19 protein-coding genes are annotated in these 20,820 nt (G+C 57.2%); 16 read left to right on the top strand and 3 right to left on the bottom strand.

The genetic code is table 11. The features are described from left to right. Positions 1-4: 4 nt before the first annotated feature. The 3 genes from lspA to ispH are packed head-to-tail and all read left to right on the top strand — an operon-like array spanning position 5 to position 1,920. The gene (lspA, locus tag QZQ97_RS14525) at positions 5-514 is read left to right on the top strand and encodes a signal peptidase II (protein ID WP_006317538.1); all 510 of its coding nucleotides are present in this window, start codon (positions 5-7) and stop codon (positions 512-514) included. A 1-nt stretch (position 515) separates the two neighbouring features. Next, positions 516-986: an FKBP-type peptidyl-prolyl cis-trans isomerase gene (fkpB, locus tag QZQ97_RS14520; RefSeq protein ID WP_311994051.1), complete on the top strand. Its 471-nt coding sequence runs from the start codon at positions 516-518 to the stop codon at positions 984-986. Beyond that, the gene (gene ispH, locus QZQ97_RS14515; RefSeq protein WP_311994050.1) at positions 967-1,920 is read left to right on the top strand and encodes a 4-hydroxy-3-methylbut-2-enyl diphosphate reductase; all 954 of its coding nucleotides are present in this window, start codon (positions 967-969) and stop codon (positions 1,918-1,920) included. Before fkpB ends, ispH begins: the two co-directional genes overlap by 20 nt. Before the next feature lie 306 nt (positions 1,921-2,226). Here the strand turns inward: ispH and QZQ97_RS14510 are convergent, their stop codons facing one another. Then, on the bottom strand, positions 2,227-3,129 hold the full coding sequence (locus QZQ97_RS14510; RefSeq protein WP_311994272.1) for a LysR family transcriptional regulator: 903 nt from the start codon (positions 3,127-3,129) through the stop codon (positions 2,227-2,229). A 212-nt stretch (positions 3,130-3,341) separates the two neighbouring features. On the opposite strand from QZQ97_RS14510, the gene pvcA reads away from it, so the two are divergent. The 9 genes from pvcA (at position 3,342) to kefC (ending at position 15,080) form a co-directional block, all read left to right on the top strand. Further along, positions 3,342-4,307 (top strand): L-tyrosine isonitrile synthase, encoded by a 966-nt coding sequence (gene pvcA / locus QZQ97_RS14505; RefSeq protein ID WP_311994049.1) that lies wholly within the window; start codon positions 3,342-3,344, stop codon positions 4,305-4,307. Positions 4,308-4,402: 95 nt separating this feature from the next. Next, positions 4,403-5,266, top strand: coding sequence for a TauD/TfdA dioxygenase family protein (locus QZQ97_RS14500; RefSeq protein ID WP_311994048.1), 864 nt, complete (start codon positions 4,403-4,405; stop codon positions 5,264-5,266). Between the two features lie 24 nt (positions 5,267-5,290). Next, positions 5,291-6,550, top strand: coding sequence for a glycosyltransferase (locus QZQ97_RS14495; RefSeq protein ID WP_311994271.1), 1,260 nt, complete (start codon positions 5,291-5,293; stop codon positions 6,548-6,550). 262 nt (positions 6,551-6,812) lie between these two features. Next, on the top strand, positions 6,813-7,634 hold the full coding sequence (gene dapB / locus QZQ97_RS14490) for a 4-hydroxy-tetrahydrodipicolinate reductase (protein WP_311994047.1): 822 nt from the start codon (positions 6,813-6,815) through the stop codon (positions 7,632-7,634). A 68-nt stretch (positions 7,635-7,702) separates the two neighbouring features. Beyond that, a complete protein-coding gene (locus QZQ97_RS14485) occupies positions 7,703-8,023 on the top strand; it encodes a hypothetical protein (protein WP_311994046.1) in 321 nt (106 codons plus the stop codon). A gap of 81 nt (positions 8,024-8,104) precedes the next feature. Next, positions 8,105-9,253 carry a glutamine-hydrolyzing carbamoyl-phosphate synthase small subunit gene (carA, locus tag QZQ97_RS14480; RefSeq protein ID WP_311994045.1) on the top strand — a complete coding sequence of 383 codons (1,149 nt, stop codon included), beginning with the start codon at positions 8,105-8,107 and terminating at the stop codon, positions 9,251-9,253. A gap of 17 nt (positions 9,254-9,270) precedes the next feature. Beyond that, complete coding sequence (gene carB, locus QZQ97_RS14475) at positions 9,271-12,495, top strand: carbamoyl-phosphate synthase large subunit (protein ID WP_311994044.1); 3,225 nt, start codon at positions 9,271-9,273, stop codon at positions 12,493-12,495. Between the two features lie 181 nt (positions 12,496-12,676). Beyond that, positions 12,677-13,234: a glutathione-regulated potassium-efflux system oxidoreductase KefF gene (kefF, locus tag QZQ97_RS14470; RefSeq protein WP_311994043.1), complete on the top strand. Its 558-nt coding sequence runs from the start codon at positions 12,677-12,679 to the stop codon at positions 13,232-13,234. Continuing rightward, complete coding sequence (gene kefC / locus QZQ97_RS14465) at positions 13,227-15,080, top strand: glutathione-regulated potassium-efflux system protein KefC (protein WP_311994042.1); 1,854 nt, start codon at positions 13,227-13,229, stop codon at positions 15,078-15,080. The genes kefF and kefC overlap by 8 nt, the downstream gene beginning before the upstream one ends. Positions 15,081-15,218: 138 nt before the next feature. Here the strand turns inward: kefC and QZQ97_RS14460 are convergent, their stop codons facing one another. Beyond that, complete coding sequence (locus QZQ97_RS14460; RefSeq protein WP_311994041.1) at positions 15,219-15,833, bottom strand: LysE family translocator; 615 nt, start codon at positions 15,831-15,833, stop codon at positions 15,219-15,221. Positions 15,834-15,962: 129 nt separating this feature from the next. Here QZQ97_RS14460 and QZQ97_RS14455 point away from each other — a divergent pair, with 129 nt between their 5' ends. The 4 genes from QZQ97_RS14455 to QZQ97_RS14440 all read left to right on the top strand — a co-directional run bounded on the left by QZQ97_RS14455 (position 15,963) and on the right by QZQ97_RS14440 (position 19,918). After that, positions 15,963-16,763, top strand: a complete 801-nt coding sequence (locus QZQ97_RS14455; RefSeq protein WP_311994040.1) for a threonine/serine ThrE exporter family protein — start codon at positions 15,963-15,965, stop codon at positions 16,761-16,763. Then, positions 16,760-17,224 (top strand): threonine/serine exporter, encoded by a 465-nt coding sequence (locus QZQ97_RS14450; RefSeq protein WP_043912103.1) that lies wholly within the window; start codon positions 16,760-16,762, stop codon positions 17,222-17,224. Before QZQ97_RS14455 ends, QZQ97_RS14450 begins: the two co-directional genes overlap by 4 nt. Before the next feature lie 142 nt (positions 17,225-17,366). Then, complete coding sequence (gene folA / locus QZQ97_RS14445; RefSeq protein WP_004950065.1) at positions 17,367-17,849, top strand: type 3 dihydrofolate reductase; 483 nt, start codon at positions 17,367-17,369, stop codon at positions 17,847-17,849. A gap of 179 nt (positions 17,850-18,028) precedes the next feature. Next, a complete protein-coding gene (locus tag QZQ97_RS14440) occupies positions 18,029-19,918 on the top strand; it encodes a PhoX family protein (RefSeq protein ID WP_311994039.1) in 1,890 nt (629 codons plus the stop codon). A gap of 48 nt (positions 19,919-19,966) precedes the next feature. Here QZQ97_RS14440 and apaH read toward each other — a convergent pair whose 3' ends face one another. Next, the gene (gene apaH, locus QZQ97_RS14435) at positions 19,967-20,818 is read right to left on the bottom strand and encodes a bis(5'-nucleosyl)-tetraphosphatase (symmetrical) ApaH (RefSeq protein WP_311994038.1); all 852 of its coding nucleotides are present in this window, start codon (positions 20,816-20,818) and stop codon (positions 19,967-19,969) included. Positions 20,819-20,820 lie beyond the last annotated feature (2 nt).

The following is a 20,820-nucleotide window of genomic DNA, read 5'->3' as shown; positions in this document are numbered from 1 at the left end:
CCTGATGAGTAAACCAATCTGTTCGACCGGCCTGCGTTGGCTATGGGTGATGGTAGTGGTGCTGGTGCTGGACTTTGCCAGCAAGCAGTGGATCCTCGGTAACTTCGTGCTGGGCCAGTCCCAGCCGTTGATCCCGTCGTTCAATCTGTTTTATGCGCGCAATTACGGTGCCGCATTCAGCTTCCTCGCCGATCACGGCGGCTGGCAGCGCTGGTTCTTCGCCGGCATCGCCATCGCCATCGTGGCGGTGCTGCTGGTAATGATGTACCGCAGCCAGGCGCAGCAGAAGCTGAACAACATCGCCTATGCTTTTATCATCGGCGGTGCGCTCGGCAACCTGTTTGATCGTCTTTGGCACGGTTTCGTGGTCGATTTTATCGATTTCTATGTGGGCAACTGGCATTACCCGACCTTCAACCTGGCGGATAGCTTTATCTGCGTGGGGGCGGCGATGATTGTGCTGGAAGGTTTCCTGTCGCCGGCGAGCAAAGGCGCAAAGAGTAAAGGTGAGTAATATGACGGCTCAGGTTAACGGTGACAGCGCCGTATTGGTCCATTTTACGCTGAAACTGGAAGACGGCTCAACGGCAGAGTCGACCCGCGGTAACGGTAAACCGGCGTTGTTCCGCCTGGGTGACGGCAGCCTGTCGGCACCGTTGGAAGAGCAACTGCTCGGCCTGCGTGCGGGCGACAAATGCGCCTTTACCCTGCAGCCGGAAGCGGCGTTCGGTGCAGAGAATCCGGATCTGGTCCAGTTTTTCTCACACCGTGATTTCACGGAAACCGGGGTGCCGGACGTTGGCACCATCATGTTGTTTACCGCCATCGACGGCAGCGAAATGCCGGGTGTGGTGCGTGAAGTAGCGGAAGATTCGATTACCGTTGATTTCAACCATCCGTTGGCGGGCCATCCGGTGAGCTTCGATATCGAAGTGCTGGAGATTGACCCGCAGCAGGAGGAGACGCATGCAAATATTGCTGGCTAACCCACGGGGCTTTTGCGCCGGGGTTGATCGTGCGATCAGTATCGTTGAGCGCGCGTTGGAGATTTACGGCGCGCCTATCTACGTGCGTCACGAAGTGGTGCATAACCGCTACGTGGTGGACAGCCTGCGCGAGCGTGGGGCGGTGTTCATCGAAGAGATTGCCGAAGTGCCGGACGGGTCGATTCTGATCTTCTCGGCGCACGGGGTTTCCCAGGCGGTGCGGGCAGAAGCCAAAGCCCGTGATCTGACCATGCTGTTTGACGCTACCTGCCCGCTGGTGACCAAGGTGCATATGGAGGTGGCGCGAGCCAGCCGCCGGGGTACCGAGGCGATCCTGATTGGCCATGCCGGCCATCCGGAAGTGGAAGGCACCATGGGCCAGTACAGCAACCCGAAGGGCGGCATGTATCTGGTGGAGTCGCCGGAAGACGTGTGGCAGCTGCAGGTGAAGGACGAAAGCAACCTGTGCTTTATGACGCAGACCACGCTGTCGGTGGATGACACCTCAGAAGTGATCGATGCCCTGCGCCAGCGTTTTCCGAGCATTATCGGGCCGCGCAAGGACGACATCTGCTATGCCACGACTAACCGTCAGGAAGCGGTGCGCAACCTGGCCGGCGATGCGGATGTGGTGCTGGTGGTCGGGTCGAAGAACTCTTCCAACTCCAACCGTCTGGCCGAGTTGGCTCAGCGCGTCGGCAAGCCGGCGTACCTGATCGACTCCGCGGCGGATATTCAGGAAGCCTGGCTCAAAAACGCCAGTAACATCGGCGTGACCGCCGGGGCTTCGGCGCCGGACGTGCTGGTTCAGGATGTCATCAGCCGCCTGAGAGCGATGGGCGGTGTGGATGTGCATGAAGTCAGCGGCCGTGAAGAGAATATCGTATTTGAAGTACCGAAAGAGCTGCGTGTTGATATCAGACAGGTCGAATAAGCCTTTTGGCAAAAGCGTTACCGCGGGGAGCTATCAGCTCCCCGTTTTGCATTTTGGGGATGCGCAGCGGGAAAATAGAGGATTTAGAAATAGAGATGAGTTGATTCAAATTTTCTGTTACTTAAAGCCAAATTCGTTCTGACTATTTGAATTGATCTTGGATAAACGCTTATATTGGCGAAAATAAAGTTATTAAAGATGATATCATTAGGCTGCAATCTAAAAATAACGCTCTGGTGCTGGTCAGCAATCGGCTGAAAAGTTAAAAAACTAAAGTAATTGGTGTTACAGATACTTCTTATTTAATTAAGTGCGTAACTGGTCTACGGAATTTTGTTCTTTTTCTTTTAAATGGATTTTCATATGTTCCAGTAAACGGCGAACCTTTAATGGTTGGCTGTCCCGGCGTGGCATAATCGCATAGCAATTAATCTCCGGTAACCGCCATTCAGGCAACACTTCCACCAAATCACCGCTGCGCAATTCACGTTCAACATTGACAAAAAAATTACGGATAATCCCCTTGCCGGCCAGCGCCAATTCTTTCATCGCCATGCCGTTATTGGTAAATAAGCGCCCGGTCATGCGTAACCGGTGTTCATCGCCATTCGCGTGGATCAGCCTGACAAATTGCGGGTTCCCCAAAGGAGTGAAAGTGACCCATTGATGGCGGGTTAGCGCCTGTGGAGTCTCCGGCACGCCGTGGCCGGCAAGGTAGGCTGGAGAGGCGCACAACACTTCGCGAAAGCGTGCCAGGCGGGTGGAGACGTAGCTGGAATCAGCCAGCACGCCGCCACGGATCGCCAAATCTATCCGCTGGCCTATCAGGTCGATTTTTTCGTCATGGATTTCCAGCCGCAGCGTGATGCGCGGGTGTTCATCCAGAAAACTTTGCAACGCCGGCACCAGATAATGGGTGGCGAACTCCGTGGAGGTGGCGACGCGCAGTTCACCGGCCAGTTCGCCGCGCAGTGCGGCAATACGCTGTTGACCCCGCTCGGCGGCATGGATCATCAACACGCAATCCTCATAAAAACACAGACCTGCCTCGGTCAGGCTCAGTGAGCGGGTAGAGCGCAGAAGTAATTGAATGCCCAGTTCGTTTTCCAGCTGGCGGATATGCTGGCTGACGGCTGAGGTGGTAATGCCTAATTCTTTGGCTGCCATGCTGAACGCGCCGCAATCGACAACTTTAGAAAAAATAGCCATGCGTTTTAGAATATTACTCATAGTTTGTTAAGTACAACTTAACCAAGATTGCAAATTATAAGGGCTAATAATATAGCATTATCTCTTCTATATTTCCCGAAGCAGATAAACGCCACGGTGAGTCTTATTGCCTGTGCGTCATTCCTCTTTTTGATAAGTCTTATTGCGTTTGCGAATAAATTTCTTACGCCACATCTGAACAGGAGTTAATTGTGGATAATGCCCATATTGAAACCGTGTCATTAAAAATTTTGCATGAGCTATTACAATATCGGCGTCGCTTTCCCGGGCTTGATGCGTCAAATACTGAGGAAGAGCGGGTCGTTTCTCAGGTGCAATTGCCGCGTATTCGGGCATTCATTGCAAACAATCAGCGTCTCGAATTTGTGCTGCCGGCCTTCCCGACAAAATCGCCCAATACCAATAAAGTCATCGGCGCGGTTCCCGATATGGCGGAACGGCTATCGCTGATATTCCTTAATTCTCTCTGTCAGCGCATCCAGCTTTATTACCCGCCGGGCGCGCATATCGTGATCTGCTCTGATGGCCATGTGTTCGGCGATTTGATCCGCGTCAGTGACGATGCTATCAACCATTATCAGCGCGAAATTGAAAACCTGCTGCACGAGGTGGGGGCGACGCACCTGAGCGTGTTCAACCTGGGTGACGTCGAAGGGCTGGCGGAACATACCGACGACTACGACCTGCTGCGTCAACTGCTGGTCGACGGCTACGCCGAACCGGAGGAGGTCATCAAACAGCAACTGATGCAGGACGAACAGGGGTTGCAGCTGTATCGCGCCATTACCCGTTTTCTGTATGAAGACAGCCAGTTGCCGGGTTACAGCGGCTCCAACGCAGCGTTGCAGAAAGACGCCAAACAGCGTGCCTGCGGCGTGATACAACGCAGTTGGGCCTGGGGTAACCTGCTGGCTCAACATTTCCCCGCGGCGATACGCCTGTCGATCCACCCGCAACCCGCTGACAGCCTGAAAATGGGCATCCATATGATGCCGACCAAAGACGACTGGCTGACGCCGTGGCACGGTGTGGCGGCAAACGTCAACGGCCAGTTCGTGCTGATGAAGCGCAAAGACGCTCAGCAACTGGCGGGTGAGCTGGTGGCGATCCGCGGCACGCCAAGCCATTACCTGATCGAACAACCTCAGGTGGCGTAACACGCGACGCCACGTTACGCCCGCCACGTTGACGGGCGTGTTTTAACGGCACGGTTGCCGTGTGAGCAGCAAATTCGCTTCAAGGAGAGTCACCGATGGACAATCAACAACTGAATTGCCGCATTGAACTGAATACGCCGTTTGGCGCAGTGCTGACCCCGCAGCATCCCGGGCAACAGATCGGCGATCTGCCGGTAGCGGCGCTGCGCAGGTTGGCGCAAAGACATCATTTGCTGGTGCTGCGCGGCTTCGACTCCGGTTTTACCGATCCTCAGGTGCTGACCCGCTATGCCGGCGGTTGGGGAGAGATCATGATGTGGCCGTTCGGCGCTGTACTGGACGTGAAGGAGCAGCCGGACGCCAAAGATCACATTTTCGACAGCAGCTACGTCCCGTTGCACTGGGATGGCATGTACAAACCGACCATTCCGGAGTTTCAGTTATTCCACTGCGTGGCGGCACCGTCGCAGGATGAAGGTGGCCGTACCACCTTTGTCGATACTACGCGGCTGCTGGCCAATGCCGATGAGTCGCTGCTGGCGCAGTGGCTGAAGGTGTCTATTTCTTATCGGATCAAGCAAGTGGTTCACTATGGCGGCGAGGTGTGTTCGCCGCTGGTGGTGACGCATCCGAGCGGCAGCGGGTTGATCATGCGTTACAACGAACCGCCGACGGAGGGCAAGAAGTTCCTTAACCAGCATGCGCTTGAATATCATGGCGTACCGCAAGCAGAGCAAGAGGCTTTCCATCAGACTCTACAGCAGCATCTCTACGATCCCCGTCATTATTACGCCCACCAGTGGCAGCAGGGCGATGTGGTGGTGGCGGATAACTTCTCGCTGCTGCACGGACGTGAAGGTTTCACCGCCCGCTCCGCTCGTCATCTACAGCGCGTGCATATTCAGAGCAATCCGGTGTGCGCCAACCTGGCGCTGAAGCCGGCCAACGCAGAGGCATAACGGGACATTATGGCAAGTATACTGATGGCGGCCGTCGCCACCCCAGGGCACGTATATCCGATACTGGGGATTGCCCGCTACCTGATTGCGCAGGGCCACCGGGTACGGGTGATGACCGGTGCGCTGTTCCGCGAACGTGCCGAAGCGGTGGGCGCGCAGTTTGTGCCCTTCGATGCGCAGGTGGATTTCGATTATCGCTATCTGGAGCAGCATTTTCCCGAACGCGCCGCGCTGCCGCCGGGCAATGCGCAGATGGCGTTGGCGCTGAAGGATTTCTTCGCTGCGCCGATCCCGTTGCTGGACCGGCAACTCAGGGCGGCGATAGCCGCCGAGGTGACCGATCTGCTGATAGTGGAAAATTGCTTTTACGGGGTATTGCCGCTGTTGCAGGCAACTGACCGTCTGCCGGTGATCGGTATTGGTGTGACGCCGTTGTCGTATTCTTCACGCGATTCCATTTTCTACGGGCCGCGCATTCCCCCGGCGCTGTTGCCGCTCGAACTGCCACGTGAACAACTGGTGGACGAAGCCACTCGCGTGTTGATCGATGAGGTACAGCAGCGTTTCAATGCCGCGATGGTGCAATCCGGTGGCGGACCGTTGCAGCAGCCGTTCACGGATGCGTTGATAGGCGGCTGCGATCGCTTTTTGCAACTGGCTACCCCGGCGCTGGAGTATCCCCGTGAGGATCTTCCGGCAGGCGTGCGATTTATCGGCCCGTTGCGCGGTGCGGCGGCAGTACAACAAGGCGAGTGCGAGTGGGATGAAGCGGATCCTCGGCCGTTGGTTATCGTGACGCAGGGTACGTTGGCGAATGTCGATCTGCACCAGTTGATTGTTCCGACGCTGAAAGCGCTGGCCGGGTTAGAGGTACGGGTGCTGGCGACCACCGGCGGCCGCTCGGTTGACGGTGTGCTGGCGCAACGGCCGGATAACGCCAGAGTACGGCCGTTTATCTCTTTCGATCACTGGCTGCCGCAGGCGGCGCTGTTGATCACCAATGGCGGTTATGGCTCGATCAACTACGCGCTGGATCATGGCGTGCCGTTGATTGTCGCCGGTACCGGTGAAGATAAGCTCGAGGCGGCTTCTCGGGTGGTGGCTGCGGGCTGCGGGATTAACCTGCATACGAGCGAGCCGGATGAGCCGCAACTGCGGCAGGCCGTGCAGCAGATCCTGTCACAGCCGGTTTATCGGCAGCGTGCTGCGCTGGTACAGGCCGACTATGCCCGCCATGATGCATTGGTGGCGATTGCCGAAGAGGTGGCCGCCTTAACCGGCTGAAAGCCGTAATCGAGTACCTCTGGGCGCCCTTTGCGGCGCCTTTTTTATGCAGGTTTCTCTCATCAAATTTGCATGATTATGTACAATTGAAAAACGGGTTTTATTTGACCGGTTGTTAACCTATTGACAACATTACTGATGAAAAGCGGGGGATATCATAATTTTCTAATTATGAAATGAATCTTCTGGCGGTGATCCTGTGGGGCAGTTACCCTAAACCTATAGCCTATGGAGTAGGCGTCTAATCAAGAAGAGAGCAAGCATGACTGATTCACAAATCCGCATTGCGATTGCGGGTTCCGGCGGCCGCATGGGGCGCCAGTTGATCCAGGCGGTACATCAGGCGCAGGGCGTAGTGCTGGGGGCTGCGGTGTCGCGCCCGGGCTCAAGCCTGATCGGCACCGATGCCGGCGAACTGGCGGGCGTGGGTGCGCTGGGCGTTATCGTTAGCGACAGCCTGGAAAAGGTGGTCGATGACTTCGATATTCTGATCGACTTCACCCGCCCGGAAAGTACGCTGGCGTACCTGGCTTTCTGTGTCGAACATAACAAGGCGGTGGTGATCGGCACCACCGGTTTTGACGAAGCCGGCAAAGAGGCCATTCGTGCCGCCGCACAGCAGATTGGCATTGTGTTCGCCGCCAATTTCAGCGTGGGCGTCAACCTGGTACTGAAACTGTTGGAAAAAGCCGCTCAGGTGATGGGCGACTACACCGACATTGAGATTGTTGAAGCGCACCATCGCCATAAAGTGGATGCTCCTTCGGGCACTGCGTTGGCAATGGGCGAAGCGATTGCCGGTGCGCTGGGGCGTGACCTGAAAGAGTGCGCCGTTTATGCGCGCGAAGGTTATACCGGCGAGCGCGATCCCAAGAGCATAGGCTTTGCCACCATTCGTGCCGGCGATATCGTCGGGGAGCATACCGCCATGTTTGCCGACATCGGAGAGCGGGTAGAAATCACCCATAAAGCCTCCAGCCGCATGACTTTTGCCAGCGGTGCGGTTCGGGCAGCGTCTTGGCTGCATAGTCGCGATAAAGGCCTGTTTGATATGCGAGACGTACTCGGTTTAGACCGGTTGTAATCGATTTGAATACCATCGTGATGTGGTTGTATTGATCATAACCATGTGATTAACGGACAATAATTTTATTGTCCTTTTTTTTAACATTAAAAATGACTCATTTTGTTGTTTTTATTGTTGTGTCTCGTATTTTTCATGGTTTTCTTGCGTTTTATCGTCAAAAATTCCCCTTGTTGATGTTTTATTACCAGGAATTAGCCTTTGGAAACGCACTTTTTCATCATTCTTCCTCGCAACCGTTTACTCACCCGAGTTTAGCTGGGTTTTTATGGCTGCTGACCCTATTAAACGTTGAGAAGTGCAAAAATAAGAGAAAAAATGGCGCTTTGGGTAGACAAGCGGAGCACTCATCATTAAAATGCGCCCAATTTGCCAAAAATTGGCCTTGAGGGCGGTTTTTGCATTGATTTAGATCGCGATATCTGAATTAATATGCAAATATTGTGATTGATTATTCCTCGGAGGGTGTTTTGATTAAGTCAGCGCTATTGGTTCTGGAAGACGGAACCCAATTCCACGGTCGGGCCATCGGGGCAGAGGGTACGGCAGTGGGGGAAGTGGTCTTCAATACGTCGATGACCGGCTATCAAGAAATCCTCACTGATCCTTCCTACTCTCGCCAGATCGTTACTCTTACTTATCCTCATATCGGCAATGTCGGCACCAATGCTTCCGACGCAGAATCCTCCGCGGTACACGCCCAAGGCCTTGTCATTCGTGATCTCCCTTTGATTGCCAGCAACTACCGCAGCGAAGAAGGCCTGTCTGAATACCTGAAGCGTCATAACATCGTGGCGATTGCCGATATCGATACCCGCAAATTGACCCGCCTGCTGCGCGAGAAAGGCGCACAGAACGGCTGCATCATCGCCGCCGACTCGCCGGACGCCGCGCTGGCGCTGGCCAAGGCGCAGGGTTTCCCGGGTTTGAAAGGCATGGACCTGGCGAAAGAAGTGACCACCAAAGAAGCCTACAGCTGGCAGCAGGGTAGCTGGACGCTTGAAGGCGACCTGCCGGAAGCCAAGCCGGCCTCCGAGCTGCCGTTCCACGTGGTGGCTTACGACTACGGCGCCAAGCGCAACATCCTGCGCATGTTGGTGGATCGCGGCTGCCGTCTGACTGTGGTGCCGGCGCAGACTCCGGCAGAGGACGTCTTGAAGATGAATCCGGACGGCATTTTCCTGTCCAACGGCCCGGGCGACCCGGAGCCTTGCGATTACGCCATCACCGCCATCAAAGCGTTCCTGGAAACCGACATTCCGGTGTTCGGCATCTGCCTCGGCCACCAGTTGCTGGCGCTGGCCAGCGGTGCGAAAACCGTGAAGATGAAGCTGGGCCACCACGGCGGCAACCACCCGGTGAAAGATCTGGATAACGACTGCGTGATGATTACCGCACAGAACCACGGTTTTGCGGTTGACGAAAATAACCTGCCGGCCGAACTGCGCGTAACGCACAAATCGCTGTTCGACCATACGGTGCAGGGCATTCACCGCACCGACAAAGCGGCGTTCAGCTTCCAGGGCCATCCGGAAGCCAGCCCGGGCCCGCACGATGCCGCGCCGCTGTTCGACCACTTTATCGAACTGATCGAGACTTACCGTTCTAACGCCAAATAATCAGGAGCAGTAAAAAAATGCCAAAACGTACAGACATAAAAAGCATCCTGATCCTCGGCGCTGGCCCGATTGTCATCGGCCAGGCGTGTGAGTTCGACTATTCGGGTGCCCAGGCGTGTAAAGCGCTGCGCGAAGAGGGTTACCGGGTCATTCTGGTGAACTCCAACCCGGCCACCATCATGACCGACCCGGAAATGGCCGATGCGACCTACATCGAGCCGATTCACTGGGAAGTGGTGCGTAAAATCATCGAAAAAGAGCGCCCGGATGCGGTATTGCCGACCATGGGGGGCCAGACCGCACTGAACTGTGCGCTGGAGCTGGAGCGTCAGGGCGTGCTGGCCGAGTTCGGCGTGACCATGATTGGCGCCACGGCCGATGCTATCGACAAAGCCGAAGACCGCCGCCGTTTCGACGTGGCGATGAAGAAAATCGGTCTGGATACTGCGCGTTCCGGCATCGCGCATAATATGGAAGAAGCGCTGGCGGTTGCCGCTGACGTTGGCTTCCCGTGCATCATCCGTCCTTCCTTTACCATGGGCGGCACCGGTGGCGGCATCGCCTACAACCGCGAAGAGTTCGAAGAGATCTGCGAGCGCGGCCTGGATCTGTCACCAACCAAAGAGCTGTTGATCGACGAATCACTGATCGGTTGGAAAGAGTACGAGATGGAGGTGGTGCGCGATAAGAACGATAACTGCATCATCGTCTGCTCTATCGAAAACTTCGACGCCATGGGCATCCATACCGGTGACTCCATCACCGTGGCTCCGGCGCAAACGCTGACCGACAAAGAATACCAAATCATGCGTAACGCCTCGATGGCGGTGCTGCGTGAAATCGGCGTGGAAACCGGCGGTTCCAACGTGCAGTTCTCGGTTAACCCGAAAAACGGTCGCCTGATCGTCATCGAAATGAACCCGCGCGTGTCCCGTTCTTCGGCGCTGGCCTCAAAAGCCACCGGCTTCCCGATTGCCAAAATCGCCGCCAAGCTGGCGGTGGGTTACACCCTCGACGAACTGATGAACGACATCACCGGCGGCCGCACTCCGGCGTCGTTTGAGCCGTCCATCGACTATGTGGTTACCAAAATTCCTCGCTTCAACTTCGAGAAATTTGCCGGCGCTAACGACCGCCTGACCACCCAAATGAAATCCGTCGGCGAAGTGATGGCGATTGGTCGCACTCAGCAAGAGTCGCTGCAAAAAGCGCTGCGCGGTCTGGAAGTGGGCGCCACCGGCTTCGACCCGAAAGTGAGCCTGGACGATCCGGAAGCGTTGACCAAAATCCGTCGCGAATTGAAAGATGCCGGTTGCGACCGTATCTGGTACATCGCGGACGCGTTCCGTGCCGGCATGTCGGTAGACGGCGTGTTTAACCTGACCAACGTCGATCGCTGGTTCCTGGTGCAGATTGAAGAGCTGGTGCGCCTGGAAGAGCAGGTTGCCGAATCCGGCATCAATGGCCTGACCCAGGAATTCCTGCGTACCCTGAAACGTAAAGGTTTCGCCGATGCACGCCTGGCCACGTTGGCCGGCGTAGCCGAGAGCGAAATCCGCAAGCTGCGCCACGGTTATGGCCTGCACCCGGTTTACAAGCGTGTGGATACCTGTGCGGCGGAATTCGCGACCGACACCGCCTACATGTACTCCACTTATGAAGAAGAGTGCGAGTCCAACCCGACCAACGACCGTCCGAAAGTGATGGTGCTGGGCGGTGGGCCGAACCGTATCGGCCAGGGCATCGAGTTCGACTACTGCTGCGTGCACGCCTCGCTGGCGCTGCGCGAAGACGGTTACGAAACCATTATGGTCAACTGTAACCCGGAAACCGTCTCCACCGACTACGACACGTCCGACCGCCTGTATTTCGAGCCGGTGACGCTGGAAGACGTGCTGGAAATCGTGCGCATCGAGAAGCCGAAAGGCGTGATCGTGCAGTACGGCGGCCAGACGCCGCTGAAGCTGGCGCGTGAGCTGGAAGCCGCGGGCGTGCCGATTATCGGCACCAGCCCGGATGCGATTGACCGTGCCGAAGACCGTGAGCGTTTCCAGCAGGCGGTACATCGTCTGGGCCTGAAGCAGCCGGCCAATGCCACCGTTGCCACCATCGAACAGGCGGTAGAGAAAGCGGCCGGCATCGGTTACCCGCTGGTGGTACGTCCTTCCTACGTGCTGGGCGGCCGTGCGATGGAGATCGTCTACGACGAAATCGACCTGCGCCGTTACTTCCAGAACGCCGTCAGCGTATCCAACGACGCGCCAGTGCTGCTGGACCGCTTCCTGGATGATGCGGTAGAAGTGGACGTCGATGCCATTTGCGACGGTGAGCGCGTGCTGATTGGCGGCATCATGGAACATATCGAACAGGCGGGCGTGCACTCCGGTGACTCCGCCTGCTCACTGCCGGCTTACACCCTGAGTAAAGAAATTCAGGACGTGATGCGCCAACAGGTCGAGAAACTGGCGTTCGAACTGCAGGTTCGCGGTCTGATGAACGTACAGTTCGCGGTGAAGAACAACGAAGTCTACCTGATTGAAGTCAACCCGCGTGCCGCGCGTACCGTGCCGTTCGTTTCCAAAGCCACCGGCGTGCCGCTGGCCAAGGTAGCCGCCCGGGTCATGGCGGGCAAAACGCTGGCCCAGCAGGGCGTAACGGAAGAAGTTATCCCGCCTTACTATTCAGTGAAAGAAGTGGTGCTGCCGTTCAATAAGTTCCCTGGCGTCGACCCGATTCTGGGGCCGGAAATGCGCTCTACCGGGGAAGTGATGGGCGTTGGTCGCACCTTTGCGGAAGCTTTCTCCAAGGCCATGCTCGGCAGCCAGTCAGGCATGAAGAAACAAGGCCGTGCGCTGCTGTCGGTGCGTGAAGGCGATAAGGCCCGCGTGGTGGATCTGGCGGCAAGCCTGCTGAAACAGGGCTTCGAGCTGGACGCGACCCACGGCACTGCGGTCGTGCTGGGCGAGGCGGGCATTAACCCGCGTCTGGTCAACAAGGTGCATGAAGGCCGTCCGCACATTCAGGACCGTATCAAGAATGGCGAGTACACCTACATCGTGAACACCACGGCCGGTCGCCAGGCGATTGAGGACTCCAAGCTGATTCGCCGCAGCGCGCTGCAGTACAAGGTGCATTACGACACCACCCTGAACGGCGGCTTTGCCACCGCGATGGCGCTGAAAGCGGATCCGACCGAGCAGGTTACCTCGGTGCAGGAGCTGCACGCTCGCATCACCAAGTAATCCGGTGATGCCGTAATGCCAGAGGGCGCTGCACATGCAGCGCCCTTATTTTTTTATCTTGTTCAGCAAATTTGTTGCCTTGAATTAGAAATTTCCGCTATCAATCATTCAGCAAACTGTCAGGCTATGTGATTGGTATATGCTTGATGTATTGGCACGGAATGAAGGAACGACGACCCCCATGATTCTGATTATTTACGCTCACCCGTATCCCCGGCATTCGCATGCCAATCACCGTTTGCTGCAGGCGGTAAAAGACATTCCTGACGTGGAAGTGCGTGCGCTCTATGAGCTGTATCCTGACTTCAACATCGATATCAACGCAGAGCAGCGTGCGTTGGAGCGCGCCGATATGGTGGTGTTCCAGCATCCCATGCAGTGGTACAGCCTGCCGCCGCTGCTGAAACTGTGGATCGACAAGGTGCTGGAGCACGGCTGGGCCTACGGCCATGACGGCGATGCGCTGGTGGGCAAAGACTGCCTGTGGGCGGTCACCAGCGGCGGGGACGAGCATCATTTCGAACTGGGCGATTACCCAAATTTCGCCGCGCTGGGGCAGCCGCTGCAGGCGACTGCACTCTACTGCGGCATGAACTGGCAACCGTATTTTGCCGTGCATAATACCTTTACCTGTAACGAACCGGCGCTGATTGCCGCCGGCGAGGCCTACCGCCAGCGTTTGGTAGAGTATCTGATGGAACACAGTGAGCCTGCGGATCAGGGAGTCGGCCATGGATAATCACAAGATGATGATTGAGGGGCTGATCTATCTCGGATCGGCCGCGCTGTTCGTACCTATTGCAGTGCGTCTCGGACTGGGCTCGGTGCTCGGCTACCTGATCGCCGGCTGCATTATCGGCCCCTGGGGGCTGAAGCTGGTCTCCGACGCAGAGTCTATTCTGACCTTTGCCGAGATTGGCGTGGTACTGATGTTGTTCATCATCGGGCTGGAGCTGGATCCTAAACGGCTGTGGACGCTGCGCGCCTCGGTGTTTGGCGGGGGCAGTATCCAGATGGTGGGGTGTGGGCTGGCGCTGAGCGCGTTCTGTTATTTCCTCGGGCTGGACTGGAAGGTGGCGTTGCTGATTGGTCTGACGCTGGCGCTGTCTTCAACGGCCATCGCCATGCAGGCGATGAGCGAGCGTAACCTGATGCCGGCACCGATTGGCCGCAGCTCGTTCGCGGCGCTGTTGTTCCAGGATATTGCGGCGATCCCGCTGGTGGCGATGATCCCCTTGTTGGCCAGCAGCGGCGCGACCACCACACTGGGCGCGTTCGCGCTGTCGGCGGCGAAGGTGGTGGGCGCGTTGGCGATCGTGGTGCTGCTTGGGCGCTATGTCACCCGTCCGTTGCTGCACTTTGTCGCTCGTTCGGGCATGCGTGAAGTGTTCAGCGCCGTAGCGCTGTTCCTGGTGTTCGGTTTTGGCATCCTGCTGGAAATGGCCGGGCTGTCGATGGCGATGGGCGCTTTCCTCGCCGGGGTGCTGCTGGCGAGTTCGGAATATCGTCATGCGCTGGAAAGCGACATTCAACCCTTCAAGGGTCTGTTGCTTGGGCTGTTCTTTATCGGTGTCGGTATGTCGATCGACTTCGGCACCCTGTTCCATCATCCGTTGCTGATTGCCTCGCTATTGCTGGGTTTTATGCTGATCAAGGCGGCGTTGCTGTGGCTGATTGGGCCGTGGCTGGGCGTGCCAAAACGCCAGCGCGGCATGTTTGCCATTTTGCTGGGGCAGGGCAGTGAGTTTGCCTTCGTGATCTTCGGCGCCGCACAGCTGGCCGGCGTGTTACCACCGGACTGGGCCAAATCGCTGACGCTGGCGGTAGCCTTGTCGATGGCGGCGACGCCGCTGTTACTGGTGGTGGCCGCAAGGCTGGAGAAAAATGCGCCGAAGGACGAACGCCCGGCGGATGTGATTGATGAAGAAAACGCCAGCGTGATCATTGCCGGTTTCGGCCGTTTCGGCCAGATTGCCGGCCGTTTGCTGTTGGCCAACGGCGTACACACCGTGGTGTTGGATCACGATCCTGACCACATTGAAACGCTGAGAAAATTCGGTACCAAAGTGTTTTACGGCGACGCAACCCGTGCCGATCTGCTGGAAGCTGCGGGCGCGGCGCACGCCAAGGTGCTGATTAACGCCATCGACGACGTGGAAGCCAACCTGCAACTGACCGAACTGGCCAAACGGCACTTCCCGCACCTGAAAATCGTGGCGCGTGCGCGCGATGTCGATCACTGGTATCAGTTGCGGCAGTTAGGGGTGGAAAGCCCGGAACGCGAAACCTTCGAAAGTTCGCTGCGCATTGGCCGTGAGACACTGGAGTTACTGGGGCTGGATGCCTACGAGGCGAGGGAAAAGGCAGATACCTTCCGCCGCTACAACCTGAAGATGCTGGAAAGCACGCTGGAGAATTACCAGGATACCGAGTTCCGCATCGCCAGCCTGCAGCGCGCTAAGGAAATGCTCAGTGCGGCCATTGAGCAGGATCAAAACCGGCTGGCTCAGGTACCGCAAACCGGTTGGCGCGGCAGTATTGACGGCAAGGCACCGGAAGACGAAGTGGTGGAAGCCAAAGGCTAACCATGGTGATCTTTACCCAAAATGCCTGGTGCTGCAGCTAGGCGGCAAGTACGTGAATCCCCGGGAGCTTGGTGAACCAAGTGACCGGGGTAAATGTACGCAGCCAACAAAGCTGCGGCGACAGGTATGACGGGTAAATCAGCTCAGCGCAACCTTGATGCCCAGCGCGATCAGCATGCCACCCAGCAGCTTGTCGACCACCTTCTGCGTTTTTTCCAACCCGCGACGCACCGGTCCGCTCTGGAACAAGAACACCAATACTGGCCACCAGACGGCGGACAGGCCCAGGATAATCCCCGCGTACCACAGTTTTTCGCCCAGCCCGGAGTCGATCTGCAGCACCTGCGTGAAGACCGCCAGGAAAAACAGCGTGGCTTTGGGGTTGAGCAGGTTGCACAGATAGCCCTGAACAAAAGCGCTTTTCAGGCTCACCTGTTGCTGCGGCAGGTTACTGACGTTCAACTTGCCGCCCCCGCGCGACAGCAGCGCCTGAATACCCACCCAGATCAGGTAGACCGCACCGGCATATTTCAGCACGTTGAACAGCCAGGGGGTAGTGGTGATCACCACCGCTAACCCGGCAACGCAGTAAGACATGTGGGTAGCGACGCCGCAGGTCACCCCTACGGCGGTCATCATGGCCGCTGGGCGCGGATAGCGGGCGGCATTTTTGATCACCAGGAAAAAATCCGGACCGGGCGACAACATGCCCAGGGCGGCAAGGCCGGCGACGAACAGCGAAGTTTCAAGCATGGTTTGTGTCTCTGCACAAAAGGCGTCATTGCGCTGATAATAACGCCGCTTCTCCTGATTAGCATCAACCCATTGGGGCCCTGTTAGGCAATATGATGAACTTTTATTCAGGGCGCACCATGGGACACTATGAATCAAACCGCAACGATCGAAATGCCGGGGCCGCACCGGCAACAACGTGAAATCACTCGCCTGTGCATTCAATGCGCTTTGCTGTTGTTGCAGCACGGCGCCGAAAGCATGGTGGTGGAACAGTTATCGACCCGGCTGGGCATAGCGCTGGGTATGGACAGCGTGGAAAGCTCCATTTCGGCCAATGCGATAGTGTTGACCACCATCAGTCATGGCGAATGCCTGACCACCACGCGCAAGAATATCGATCGCGGCATCAATATGCAGATGGTGACCGAGGTGCAGCATATCGTCATTCTGGCGGAGCATCGGCTGGCGGATGCGCACGATGTCGCCCGGCGCTTCGCGAAAATTCGCCCGCTGCGTTATCCGCGCTGGCTGGTAGTACTGATGGTGGCGCTGTCGTGCGGCTGTTTCAGCATGCTGAACGGCGGCGACAACAAGGCGTTTGCCGTGACCTTTATCGCCAGCGGCCTGGCGATGTGGGTGCGCCAGATGCTCACCGCCCGTCATATGAATCCGCTGATCAACTTTTGCCTCACGGCGTTTGTCGCCACCTCGGTTTCCGGCCTGTTATTGCGGCTACCGGCATTCAGCGAAACCTCCACCGTGGCGATGGCCGCCAGCGTGCTGTTGCTGGTGCCGGGGTTCCCGCTGATTAACGCGGTAGCGGATATGTTCAAAGGCCACGTCAATACCGGGTTGGCACGTTGGGCGATGGCCAGCCTGCTGACGCTGGCTACCTGTATCGGCGTGGTGATGGCGATGTCGCTGTGGGATTTGCGGGGGTGGTCATGAGTCTGTTGTGGGCTTTGCTGCAAGAGATGCTGCTGGCGGCGGTACCGGCGCTGGGTTTCGCCATGCTGTTCAACGTGCCGTTGCGCGCGCTACGCTATTGCGCCCTGCTCGGCGCAGTCGGCCGGGGTTCGCGCATGCTGATGATACATGCAGGCATGAACATCGAATGGGCGTCGTTTCTGGCGGCGATTTTAATCGGCATGATTGGTATTTACTGGTCGCGTTGGCTGTTGGCGCACCCGAAGGTGTTTACCGTGGCGGCGGTAATCCCGATGTTCCCGGGCATCTCCGCTTATACCGCGATGATCACCGTAGTGGAGATTTCGCACCTGGGTTACAGCGAGGCGTTGATGGCCACCATGATGACCCATTTTCTCAAGGCGTGTTTTATCGTTGGCGCGTTATCGATAGGGCTGTCATTGCCGGGGTTGTGGCTGTATCGAAAACGTCCCGGGGTATGAAATCCGACGGCCGTAAACCCTGGTTATTAGATATACTGATAAGAGCTATCTTATATATTCATCTTGCTTGATTAGCCTATCGACGGCAGATAGGCCTTTACGTATAGTGTGAGCAATTTTGCTGCCTACACAGGGTTTAACAATGATTATCAGCCTGATCGCTGCCTTGGCGGCGGATCGCGTTATTGGCATGGAAAACGCCATGCCGTGGCACCTGCCGGCGGACTTAGCGTGGTTTAAACGTAACACGCTGAATAAACCGGTTATTATGGGCCGTAAAACGTTCGAGTCCATTGGTCGTCCGCTGCCGGGCCGCCATAACATCGTTTTAAGCAGCCGCCCCGGCAGTGAAACCGGAGTAACCTGGGCTACGTCTCTGGACGAAGCGTTGGCTGCGGCCGGTGATGTCGAAGAAGTGATGGTCATGGGCGGTGGGCATATCTACACCCAGTTCCTGGCGCGTGCTGACCGCATGTATCTGACGCATATCGACGCTGAAGTCGGTGGCGACACCCATTTCCCGGACTATGAGCCGGACGAGTGGGAAACCTCGTTCAGCGAATTCCATGACGCTGACGAACTGAACTCTCACAGTTACTGCTTTGAGATTTTAGAACGCCGTTGATTTTCGGGCGTTAGTCACCTTCTCCCAAAGGGCACAAGAGATTGTGCCCTTTGTCGTTTTTGCGCCCTTTGGTTGTAACATTTTCGTCACACTTCCTGATTAGTATGAAGCTCAACTTCGAGCGCCCGGCAACTCTGGTGAATTTTGATCGCGGCGCCATTAAAAAAGGAAATGAAACCATGACGAGCAAAATTGAGCAATTAGACGCCGACCGCCTGACCGATCCTACCCGTCGTAAACTGCTGCTCGGCAGCGCAGGCGCTGTGGGCCTGGCGGGTTTCCTTGGCGGCGGTATCTGGACGGTTTCCGCCGAGGCGCTGGCCGAAGATTTGCCACCGAACAAGCTGTTGGGCTTTAAAGGCATTGCGGCCTCCACCGTGGATGAGGTGGTGATCGCGCCGGGGTATCGCGCCGAGGTGTTGATTTCCTGGGGGGAGCCGTTGGTGGAGGGCGCCGCCGCGTTTGACCCCCAGGGCAACAATAGCGCCGCCGATCAGGAAAAGCAGTTTGGCGACAACAATGACGGCATGAGTTTCTTCCCGATTGATGACAATCACGGCGTGATGGCCATCAACAACGAATACGTTAACGAGCAGTATCTGTTCGCCCACGGCGGCAGCAAGGCCACCAGCCTGGAGGACGTACGTAAATCCCAGGCGGCGCATGGCGTTTCCATCGTGGCGGTGAAGCGCACCGGGGATAGCCAACGCTGGGAAGTGGAACGTCCTTCGCGCTATAACCGCCGCATCACCGCCAACACCGAGATGCAGTTCAGCGGCCCGGCAGCCGGCCATCCGCTGTTGCAAACCGCGGCCGATCCCACCGGACGCAAGGTGCTGGGCACCTTCGGCAACTGCGCTAACGGTAAAACCCCCTGGGGCACCTACCTGACCTGCGAAGAGAATTTCGATACCTATTTCGGTACCCACCAGGCCGATTACAAGACCACGGCGGAACAGAAGCGCTATACGCTGAAGGTCAGCGAACCGGAGCGCAACTGGCCTGACTATGACGATCGCTTTGATGTGGCGAAGAACCCGAACGAATTCAACCGTCACGGTTGGATCGTTGAAATCGACCCGATGAACCCTACGTCAACGCCAATCAAACACACTGCACTGGGCCGCTTCAAGCACGAAAATGCCGCCGTGACCGTCGCCAAAGACGGGCGTCTGGTGGTCTACATGGGCGACGACGAGCGTGGCGAACATATCTATAAGTACGTATCCAAAGGCCTGGTCGATATCGCCAATCCGGCCAATAACCGCAGCCTGCTGGATGAAGGTACACTCTATGTGGCGCAGTTTGACGGTGACGCCGGCGGCACGCCGCTGAAGGGGACGGGGCGCTGGATTGCGCTGGAGTTCGGCAAAAACGGCCTGACGCCGGAAAACGGCTTCCGCGATGAGGCTGAGGTGTTGATTTTCGCGCGCAAGGCAGCGGCGCAAGTGGGGGCAACCAGGATGGATCGCCCTGAATGGATCGCCGTGAACCCTCATGACGGGCGCGCTTACTGCACGCTGACCAATAACAGCAAGCGGGGTGAAGAAGGGATGCCGCTGAACGCCGCCAATCCGCGACCGAACAATGTTTACGGCCAGATTATCCGTTGGGATGAGGGCGGCGATGCTACCGCAGCCTCTTTTACCTGGGATATTTATGCGCTGTGCGGCAACCCGATCGCGCACCCGGAAGGGGTCAATCGCGGTACGCCGAACATCACCGCAGATAACACCTTTAACAGCCCGGACGGATTAGGTTTTGATAAGGCAGGGCGCCTGTGGATCCTCACCGACGGCAAGTACAGCAACAAGGGCGATTATGCCGGGCAGGGGAATAACCAAATGTTGGTGGGGGACCCGCGGAGCGGTGAAATCCGTCGCTTTATGGTTGGGCCGAAATCGTGCGAGCTGACCGGCATCACCTTCACGCCGGATTACAAGACGATGTTCGTCAACGTGCAGCACCCGGGTGAAGAAGGCGATTCTCATTTCCCGAACAACAGTCCGCGTCCGCGTTCGTCAGTATTGATGATTACGCGTGAGGATGGCGGGGTGATTGGCGCTTAAGTTTATAAGCAGAAAAGGCCGGGGCAGCGTCGAACCGCCCCGGTTTTATCATGACGCTGCCAGCGTATTCGCGCCGTCAAGTATGTCGCGGCGGTGCGAAGGTTGAGTGAAGTACCGTTGGTCTTCCCAACGCAACATGGTCAGATCGCCTCCCCAGCAACAGCCGGTATCAAGGCCCACAATACCCTCTGGCGTGCCTTTACCTTCCAGCGATGCCCAATGACCAAAAATAATGGTGTATTCAGGATCCACTAAGCGCGGCAATTCAAACCAGGGTTTCAGCGGTGCAGGGGCGGTGCCCGGCGCATCTTTACAGATCATGTCGAGCTGACCGTTCGGGAAACAGTAACGCATGCGCGTCAGCGCATTGGTGCTGAAACGCAGGCGCGCCAACCCACTCAGTTCCGGGATCCAGTTGTTCGGCATATCGCCGTACATGGCATCCAGGAACAGCGGATAGCTGTCGCTGCTCAGTACCGCTTCTACTTCGCGGGCGCACAGCTGGGCGGTTTCGATGTCCCACTGTGGCGTGATGCCGGCATGCGCCATCACCAGTTTGAGCTCTTCATCCACCTGCAGCACCGGTTGGCGCCGCAGCCAGTTGATCAGCTCATCGGCGTCCGGGGCCTCCAACAGCGGGGTAATGCGGTCTTTGGGTTTGTTGCGGCTAATGCCGGCATAGACGGCCAGCAGATGCAGATCATGGTTGCCCAACACCATGCGCACCGAGGGGCCGAGCGAACGCACGTAGCGCAATACGTCCAGCGAACCGGGACCGCGGGCGACCAGATCGCCGGTCAGCCACAGCCGATCGTTTTGCGGATCGAAGGCAGCCTGAGCCAATAGCGACTGCAGTTCATCAAAACAGCCATGAACGTCGCCGATAAGATATGTCGACATAG

This window comes from Serratia sp. root2, from assembly GCF_031931805.1.
GTDB lineage: Bacteria > Pseudomonadota > Gammaproteobacteria > Enterobacterales > Enterobacteriaceae > Serratia > Serratia inhibens.
This window is presented reverse-complemented; position numbering and strand designations above follow the sequence as displayed.

Bases quoted from the DNA above. Each gene is read 5' to 3' on its own strand.
- lspA (WP_006317538.1), top strand. From the start codon at position 5: ATGAGTAAACCAATCTGTTCGACCGGCCTGCGTTGGCTATGGGTGATG.
- fkpB (WP_311994051.1), top strand. From the start codon at position 516: ATGACGGCTCAGGTTAACGGTGACAGCGCCGTATTGGTCCATTTTACG.
- ispH (WP_311994050.1), top strand. From the start codon at position 967: ATGCAAATATTGCTGGCTAACCCACGGGGCTTTTGCGCCGGGGTTGAT.
- QZQ97_RS14510 (WP_311994272.1), bottom strand. From the start codon at position 3,129: ATGGCTATTTTTTCTAAAGTTGTCGATTGCGGCGCGTTCAGCATGGCA.
- QZQ97_RS14500 (WP_311994048.1), top strand. From the start codon at position 4,403: ATGGACAATCAACAACTGAATTGCCGCATTGAACTGAATACGCCGTTT.
- QZQ97_RS14495 (WP_311994271.1), top strand. From the start codon at position 5,291: ATGGCGGCCGTCGCCACCCCAGGGCACGTATATCCGATACTGGGGATT.
- dapB (WP_311994047.1), top strand. From the start codon at position 6,813: ATGACTGATTCACAAATCCGCATTGCGATTGCGGGTTCCGGCGGCCGC.
- carB (WP_311994044.1), top strand. From the start codon at position 9,271: ATGCCAAAACGTACAGACATAAAAAGCATCCTGATCCTCGGCGCTGGC.
- kefF (WP_311994043.1), top strand. From the start codon at position 12,677: ATGATTCTGATTATTTACGCTCACCCGTATCCCCGGCATTCGCATGCC.
- kefC (WP_311994042.1), top strand. From the start codon at position 13,227: ATGGATAATCACAAGATGATGATTGAGGGGCTGATCTATCTCGGATCG.
- QZQ97_RS14460 (WP_311994041.1), bottom strand. From the start codon at position 15,833: ATGCTTGAAACTTCGCTGTTCGTCGCCGGCCTTGCCGCCCTGGGCATG.
- QZQ97_RS14455 (WP_311994040.1), top strand. From the start codon at position 15,963: ATGAATCAAACCGCAACGATCGAAATGCCGGGGCCGCACCGGCAACAA.
- QZQ97_RS14450 (WP_043912103.1), top strand. From the start codon at position 16,760: ATGAGTCTGTTGTGGGCTTTGCTGCAAGAGATGCTGCTGGCGGCGGTA.
- folA (WP_004950065.1), top strand. From the start codon at position 17,367: ATGATTATCAGCCTGATCGCTGCCTTGGCGGCGGATCGCGTTATTGGC.
- QZQ97_RS14440 (WP_311994039.1), top strand. From the start codon at position 18,029: ATGACGAGCAAAATTGAGCAATTAGACGCCGACCGCCTGACCGATCCT.
- apaH (WP_311994038.1), bottom strand. From the start codon at position 20,818: ATGTCGACATATCTTATCGGCGACGTTCATGGCTGTTTTGATGAACTG.